The organism is Microcystis flos-aquae FACHB-1344 (genome assembly GCF_014698375.1).
In the GTDB taxonomy this organism is placed as follows: Bacteria; Cyanobacteriota; Cyanobacteriia; order Cyanobacteriales; family Microcystaceae; genus Microcystis; species Microcystis aeruginosa.
This window is the reverse complement of the sequence record NZ_JACJSW010000152.1, coordinates 46,746-52,915: the sequence shown is the minus strand read 5'-3', so window position 1 is coordinate 52,915 and position 6,170 is coordinate 46,746. Positions and strand designations below refer to the sequence as shown.

General features: G+C 40.3%; 9 protein-coding genes. 3 read left to right on the top strand and 6 right to left on the bottom strand.

Features of this window, described 5'->3' with window-relative positions:
- Positions 1-520 precede the first annotated feature (520 nt).
- Positions 521-715, top strand: a complete 195-nt coding sequence (locus H6G48_RS14195; protein ID WP_190722253.1) for a hypothetical protein — start codon at positions 521-523, stop codon at positions 713-715.
- Complete coding sequence (locus tag H6G48_RS14190; protein ID WP_004162546.1) at positions 694-945, top strand: type II toxin-antitoxin system RelE family toxin; 252 nt, start codon at positions 694-696, stop codon at positions 943-945. Before H6G48_RS14195 ends, H6G48_RS14190 begins: the two co-directional genes overlap by 22 nt.
- 125 nt (positions 946-1,070) lie before the next feature.
- On the opposite strand, the gene H6G48_RS14185 is transcribed toward H6G48_RS14190, so the two are convergent.
- The gene (locus H6G48_RS14185) at positions 1,071-1,430 is read right to left on the bottom strand and encodes a DUF5615 family PIN-like protein (protein WP_079209849.1); all 360 of its coding nucleotides are present in this window, start codon (positions 1,428-1,430) and stop codon (positions 1,071-1,073) included.
- Positions 1,405-1,707 carry a hypothetical protein gene (locus H6G48_RS14180; protein WP_079209850.1) on the bottom strand — a complete coding sequence of 101 codons (303 nt, stop codon included), beginning with the start codon at positions 1,705-1,707 and terminating at the stop codon, positions 1,405-1,407. Before H6G48_RS14180 ends, H6G48_RS14185 begins: the two co-directional genes overlap by 26 nt.
- Before the next feature lie 379 nt (positions 1,708-2,086).
- On the opposite strand from H6G48_RS14180, the gene H6G48_RS26365 reads away from it, so the two are divergent.
- The gene (locus H6G48_RS26365; RefSeq protein ID WP_242034649.1) at positions 2,087-3,136 is read left to right on the top strand and encodes a PEP-CTERM sorting domain-containing protein; all 1,050 of its coding nucleotides are present in this window, start codon (positions 2,087-2,089) and stop codon (positions 3,134-3,136) included.
- Positions 3,137-3,877: 741 nt separating this feature from the next.
- On the opposite strand, the gene H6G48_RS14170 is transcribed toward H6G48_RS26365, so the two are convergent.
- The 4 genes from H6G48_RS14170 to H6G48_RS14155 all read right to left on the bottom strand — a co-directional run bounded on the left by H6G48_RS14170 (position 3,878) and on the right by H6G48_RS14155 (position 5,848).
- Positions 3,878-4,438, bottom strand: coding sequence for a PIN domain-containing protein (locus H6G48_RS14170; RefSeq protein WP_190722252.1), 561 nt, complete (start codon positions 4,436-4,438; stop codon positions 3,878-3,880).
- On the bottom strand, positions 4,422-4,901 hold the full coding sequence (locus H6G48_RS14165; protein ID WP_190722251.1) for an excisionase family DNA-binding protein: 480 nt from the start codon (positions 4,899-4,901) through the stop codon (positions 4,422-4,424). Before H6G48_RS14165 ends, H6G48_RS14170 begins: the two co-directional genes overlap by 17 nt.
- A gap of 189 nt (positions 4,902-5,090) precedes the next feature.
- On the bottom strand, positions 5,091-5,576 hold the full coding sequence (locus tag H6G48_RS27210; protein ID WP_190722250.1) for a PIN domain-containing protein: 486 nt from the start codon (positions 5,574-5,576) through the stop codon (positions 5,091-5,093).
- Positions 5,573-5,848: a UPF0175 family protein gene (locus tag H6G48_RS14155; protein ID WP_190722249.1), complete on the bottom strand. Its 276-nt coding sequence runs from the start codon at positions 5,846-5,848 to the stop codon at positions 5,573-5,575. Before H6G48_RS14155 ends, H6G48_RS27210 begins: the two co-directional genes overlap by 4 nt.
- Positions 5,849-6,170: the final 322 nt, after the last annotated feature.

Sequence of the window (6,170 nt, the reverse complement as noted above, 5' to 3'; positions counted from 1 at the left end):
GCGTAAGGACTTCCGGAGTTTGTGTCCAGTAGTCCATTAGTATTATATTGCTTTAACTCAGGCTGTGTAAGACTTTTAGCCATAGCTAGTATATTTATACGGGGGAAGTCCAGCAATAATTGTCTCTATTCTACACCAATAAAATTAGTCCTTCTCTGTGAGCAGAATCAGTAACGGGTTTCCCCTCTCCAACCGACAGAATGAGCGGGTGCAGCCTATCTTGTCCTCAAGGGGTTGGAGACCAAGCCTCTACGGCTTTATGGCAATATAATCGTGCTTAATTTGGGTTAGCGATCGCGTTGAGGGGCAGTCAAGGGAGAACGCAAAGGCGAATCCGACATACTGCGCCACAATCCCTCACGGAAGACGATAGTTCGCCTGAGAAGGAGTAAAACAGGGGAAACTAATTGAGATTCCTTCTCCTGTGAATCGATGCGATCGCACTCTTAGGATACACTTATAAATGTGGTAAAACTTAAAATGAAAGCCAGAAAAACAATAAGGAGGTAAGGGCAGTAGCATGAACGACCAAAGTGCTGTAGATATTGAGCAATTCCTAGAGTATTTAGAAACTTCTGAGACGGCTGATGACGTGCTTCCCGAAGAAATTGAAACGGCAGAGAAAGCCTATCAGGAGTATCTAGAAGGGCGCGATCCTGGCAAATCCTTAGTAAAGTTAAAGGCTGAATTAGGATGTGGCGTTACATCATCTTAAAACCAGCCGAGCGTTACCTAAAACGGTTACAGCCTCGTAGCCAAGAGCGTATCTTAAATGAACTGGATCAATTGCTGGTTAGTCCTACTCAGACAGATTTCAAGAAACTTAAAGGGCGTGAGGGTTATCGTCTGCGAGTTGGTAATTATCGGGTATTAATGCAAGTCAATCGAGAAGAACGGCTTTTCATTATCACTGAGATCGGTTCTCGTGGTGATATTTATAAATAATACCGAATCCGACATACCGCTCCACAATCCCTCACAGAAGAGGATGTTCGCCAGAGAAGGAGTAAAACGGGGGAAAGCACCTGAGACTGTTTCTTCTGTGAGTCGCTGTTCAGGAAGAGCTAGGATTAGTAGTTCCAGTGGTTCAGGGAGATGAACTGATTAGACAGAGGGATGTTAGCCGTTTCAAGATTGGCGATTGCCTTAACAACCTCCCCTCTACTGAGATTTTTTGAGTAGTCCCTATTCTCATAAATGGCCAAAATACCTGAATGGCGGGGGCTTTCTTGATGGAGGGCTTCAAAATCTCGGCAATTATGAGTTAGCAGGATTCGATTGTTTTGTCGGGCATAGTTCAAGACAACAGGATCAGGCTGTCCAGAAAGTCCTACTTCGTTGACCGTTATGACATCGTGACCAGCAACTCTCAGTATTTTGACAAGAACCTTGGCGAGGGAGTCTTCATCGATGAGTAACCGAAGGCTCAAGCACTACTCCCCTTTCTTCTAAATAACGGCGTTCTTCTTCTGCCTCTTGTTGCAAAAGAGACTGATGGGTTTGGCAATAACAAATAACTTCTTGAATCGCGGCTAAGGGTAAATCCCAATTATCTGCTGCTTCTAGGACGGTATCACCGTTGACCAGCAGATCCGACCAAACTGTATAGGCTCTTAGTTTCTTTCCCTTAAGGTAAAGCTGCTGTCGCCAGGAATGAGGACGCTTCTCTAAATACTGCCATTGGGTTTTTGCTGCGTTGGTGGTCATGGCGATGCCTTGATAAAAGCTCGTATCCCTAGTCTATCATCTGGTTGGTGCGGGGTAATCGTGCTTAATTTGGGTTAGCGATCGCGTTGAGGGGCAGTCAAGGGAGAACGCAAAGGCGAATCCGACATACTGCGCCACAATCCCTCACAGAAGACGATAGTTCGCCTGAGAAGGAGTAAAACAGGGGAAACTAATTGAGATTCCTTCCTTTGGGAGTCGCTGCTAGGGAGAGAAATATAAAGATTTATTAAATTGTAGTTTTTGATACTTTGTTGGGGGGGGGGGGGAGCGTGTATTGTCCTGTTGTCCGTCTTTGTTGTTGGGTTGGGCTGTTGCTTGACCTGAGATATGAGATCTCACTTATCGGAGTTTTAATGATATGAATAATTTTAAAAAAATAGCTGTGGTCTCTACGGGGTTTCTGGTTCTGGTGTTATCAGGACAATCGGCAGCATCAGCGGCTTCTGCTACTGGAAGCTCTGGGGGGATAGGTGGACGTGATTCTGGTAGTAACCAATGGATATGGTCTACGCCTACAGCAGCAGATACCATCAAATGGACTGCGGGACCTAATCAAGCCGATGGAAAGATCTTCCCAAAAATTTCTTCAGCAGAACAAAAGTTTTTTATTCCAATATTAGGGAATCCTTCAGGTCTTACGTTTGCTGGTATTAATTACACAAATTCAGGACCTCGTGGTAGCGTTACACAATCTGTAGGCTCTGGCAATAGTTATACTGCTCCCGCCGCTACGTATGGAACTAATTACTACGCACAATGGACAGTAGTGGCTGATGGTACTTTGGGACCTACACCTCCTGTTAACTGGGCTTCCCAGACAACAGGGAATGATCCTTGGAACTTAACATCTGCTCAGTTAACAGATATTGGTATTACGGGTACAAAAGCTGATTTTTGGATTCCAGTGGGATTAGTAAGTGGAGATTATTCTAAATCGGGTGGTATTGGTCTTAAGGCATCATATACCACTGCATCTGGTACTATCAATCTTATAGATATTGCTATAGATGTTAACCAAGTAAATGTTACAAGTGACAGTCTATCAGGGCTGAGTTTTTATCTTCTAAACAGTATTAACGAAGACCCCATTGAAAATCCAGCAAATTTAATTACTCTTTCCTCTATTAAGAGCATCCTCGAAAATGATGTTTTGAGTGACAGAAAACTAGATAATCCTCTATATCTTGGAATTGTCTTAAGTGGTATTGCTGTACCAACAATCGACTTAGGTAATGGATCTGTTGCTATTGTTGATGTTAGTGCTCAAGCAAATGATGGAGCAGCAATTCCCGAACCCTCTTCCACCATTGGACTCCTCGCCCTCGGAATCTTCGGTGCAGGTGCAACCCTCAAGCGCAAACTAAAGCCATCCAAATCCTCAGAAAAGGAAACCACAAAAGTCTCCTAAAAACCATCAATGAAAAACTCACAATCGCCCCTTCATTCACTCATTTGAAGGGGTTTATTTTTACCATCTTTTGTAACCTTAAAAAAATCTCAGTAACCTTAGAAAAAGGTGAGAAACTCGGCTGGATTGATAATTGGAATCCCTTGATAAGTATCAATAATCAAAAAATCACTTTTTTTGCGATCATAACTCGTGGTTAAATTAATCTGATGTTCGCGTTAAGGCTATTTTGAGACTTCCTCAACGCGGGAATCAGTGTTCCAGCCAACGACAGAATAAGGGTTTCAGCTTATCTCGAACTTACGTTAATTAGTCATCCCAATCTGAATTCCTAGAAAATAAAGTTAATCTAAACATTTGCCTGACTTAGAGAATCTTGATTCTGGTTTTTTTGTAAGAGTTGAATGGGTTGATGAGTAACCAGAGAATAGAGAACATCAGGGTCAGAAACGTTGAATCCTGTAATAACTGGACTTCCCCCATACAGAAATACTAAAAAATTAACAAAACCCTTATGGAGCTTCTCAGAAAAAATTGAAAAGAGGCTACTGGGTACATTTTTCACTTGAAAATGGCTTTACCGTTGACTGTATCTGGAGTGGAGCGATTCCCTAGAGTTCGCTGTATAGCGATCGCTAACTTGATTGTAACAGATAGTGTCATCAATCTCTAGAGTAAGCGATTCCCTCTGTAGCCATGTTTAGATAGCTAGTACATTTACACTGGAGAAGTTCAGTTATATCAAAGAATTTTAGTTATCTTTTGACAAAAATTAGATAAATTAGCTTTTTTATCTAAAAACTCTAGTAATTCAGCTAGAGATTTTTGAGGATTTTTATATTTCTCGACCTGCCGATTTAGACTGAATTTAATTTCTTCGGGATATTCATCGAACAAATGACTTAAAAAAGTATCAGGAGATTGAGCCTTTATACCCCAAGTTTCTAAAGCTGACAGGGAAAAATCGGCAAGATTATTAGTTAAAATTAGATTAGCTTTAGCCATAACAGCAGTTGCTAGAACATGACGGTCTTTTAAGTCATTTGTCATTAACTCAATTAAACCAGATGGCACTTCAATCATGGCTTCGGGAAAAGCTGCTTTCATTGTCTCCACTAAATTAAGGGCTTTTATTGAAGTTATATTATATCGATTAATCAGATTGCGGGTTGTTTCTTCTAAAATTAATTTCGACCAGTAAGGAGAGTATAAACCTTGCCAAGCAATTGATAATAAAGTATCGCGTAAATACTGAGGAATAAGAACACAAGCATCTAAAACAACCCTAGGCTCTGCTGTCATCTAGGTTTAATTCCTCATCTTTTCTGTATAGTCCTTCCGCTTCAGTCATGGCCACAAGGTTATTTAAAATTTGTTCTCTTTCTCGATATTTTCTCTCTTTATATATTACCAAATCTTCTCGTTTTATCCGTCTATCACTGCCTACATTAGTCGATAAAATTTGCCCCTGTTCTAGTAATTTTATTAGATAAGAGTTAGAAACATTTAACAAATTAGCCGCTTCTTCTATAGTTAAATCCTGAGGGGTAACATTTAACTGAATTACCTGTCCCGATGCTAAGGCAGCTACACTGTAACGAAGTACCATTAAAACCGATTCGGGAATATGGACATTTTCTCCCTGTTCAGTTACGAGTCTCGTCGGGATTTCTCTATTAAGCAGCTGATTTAATTGGGTTATTTGTTCAGTTTCTTCGGGTTCGACAACAAAATGAGTTGGGTCAAAATTAGAATATTTACTCATATCAAAGAATGACTCCACGCATTGATATTATTTCACCTCATTTTAACATACCAATCTGACAGGGGGACAAGAACCCTGAAATCGATACATCATAAGCTTTCTAGAGCTTTTGATCGAATAAGTTTTCCGCACTGGCTCCCATTTATCGATAAAATTCTGGCTCTTCTGGTTTCTGTGTGGAATTAATTTCTAGCTTTCTTCAGCCATTCCTAATATTTCTTGATAAAGAATTGGGCTAATTCTTTTACCTTGACTCAAAAACTGCTCTAAAATGGGTTTAACTTCAATAATAATTCCTTTCTTCTTGGCGATTAATAAAAGTCCAATTGTTCCAGTTACGGGCAAATTTCTAGACTGAGCGACTTTTCTTCCTAATTTTTCGTCTATTAAGACTCGATTCGCTTTTAATTCTTCTGCCAAGACAATTGTAGCCGCTTCCCCCAAATCTAGTTTAAACTGAATTTGCAATTGTAATAATTGAGCGGGAGATTGAAGGGTAAATACCTCAATCCACTGAGCAGCAGGAACAACCGAAGCAGCCCGATGATTTCCTGTGGTGACTTCATTATAAACTTCTTGGGGAATGATAATTTTGCTAAAGAGTTTTTGGAGTAAGTTAAGTTGACCAACTTTAGCTAACTCACTTAACGGAGTGGTATTAGAGACAATAATCACGCAGGAGAATCTTCTAATAGTTGCAGGGTTTCTGTAATTTCTTGTTCTAACTCTTCTCGATTTTGGTCGGGGAAGATGGCAACCCCATATTGACCCATAAGTTCGAGAACTTCTAAACGAGAGATTCCCAATAGCCTGCCAGCTATCCCACTACTAATTTCTCCATGTTTTAACAAAGTCATGATATATGCTATCTTAGCCTGTTCCTCTGCTTGTGAATGGAGAGATTCCGAGATATTAATAGGCCAATCAAATCGTATAGTTATGGTCATACGTTGGGATTATGCAGAAGTTTTTGGCTCTTTTAACTGCCAGATACTAACATTTTATACTAAATCCGTTGAGTAACGCACAGAAAACGGGTTTCTCCGAGAAACCCGTTTTCTGCTCATGCACTCATGCAAAAAGGGGAATAAATAATCAGTCTTTAATAACCAGATTTAGTATTACAACAGATTTGCGCCCGTAGGTTGATTTGATCTATCATTTTTCGGCTCTTCGTTACTTGGTATGGTTCGATAGGGGGGCATAAATCGACTAAATCCTTATCTGGCAAGGAATTTAATTGATTAGTTCGCTCTAGATCAAAAATAA

What these genes read in the sequence shown, in the direction of transcription:
- H6G48_RS14195 (WP_190722253.1), top strand. Translation starts at nt 521, where the DNA reads ATGAACGACCAAAGTGCTGTAGATATTGAGCAATTCCTAGAGTATTTA.
- H6G48_RS14190 (WP_004162546.1), top strand. Translation starts at nt 694, where the DNA reads ATGTGGCGTTACATCATCTTAAAACCAGCCGAGCGTTACCTAAAACGG.
- H6G48_RS14180 (WP_079209850.1), bottom strand. Translation starts at nt 1,707, where the DNA reads ATGACCACCAACGCAGCAAAAACCCAATGGCAGTATTTAGAGAAGCGT.
- H6G48_RS26365 (WP_242034649.1), top strand. Translation starts at nt 2,087, where the DNA reads ATGAATAATTTTAAAAAAATAGCTGTGGTCTCTACGGGGTTTCTGGTT.
- H6G48_RS14170 (WP_190722252.1), bottom strand. Translation starts at nt 4,438, where the DNA reads ATGACAGCAGAGCCTAGGGTTGTTTTAGATGCTTGTGTTCTTATTCCT.
- H6G48_RS14165 (WP_190722251.1), bottom strand. Translation starts at nt 4,901, where the DNA reads ATGAGTAAATATTCTAATTTTGACCCAACTCATTTTGTTGTCGAACCC.
- H6G48_RS14155 (WP_190722249.1), bottom strand. Translation starts at nt 5,848, where the DNA reads ATGACCATAACTATACGATTTGATTGGCCTATTAATATCTCGGAATCT.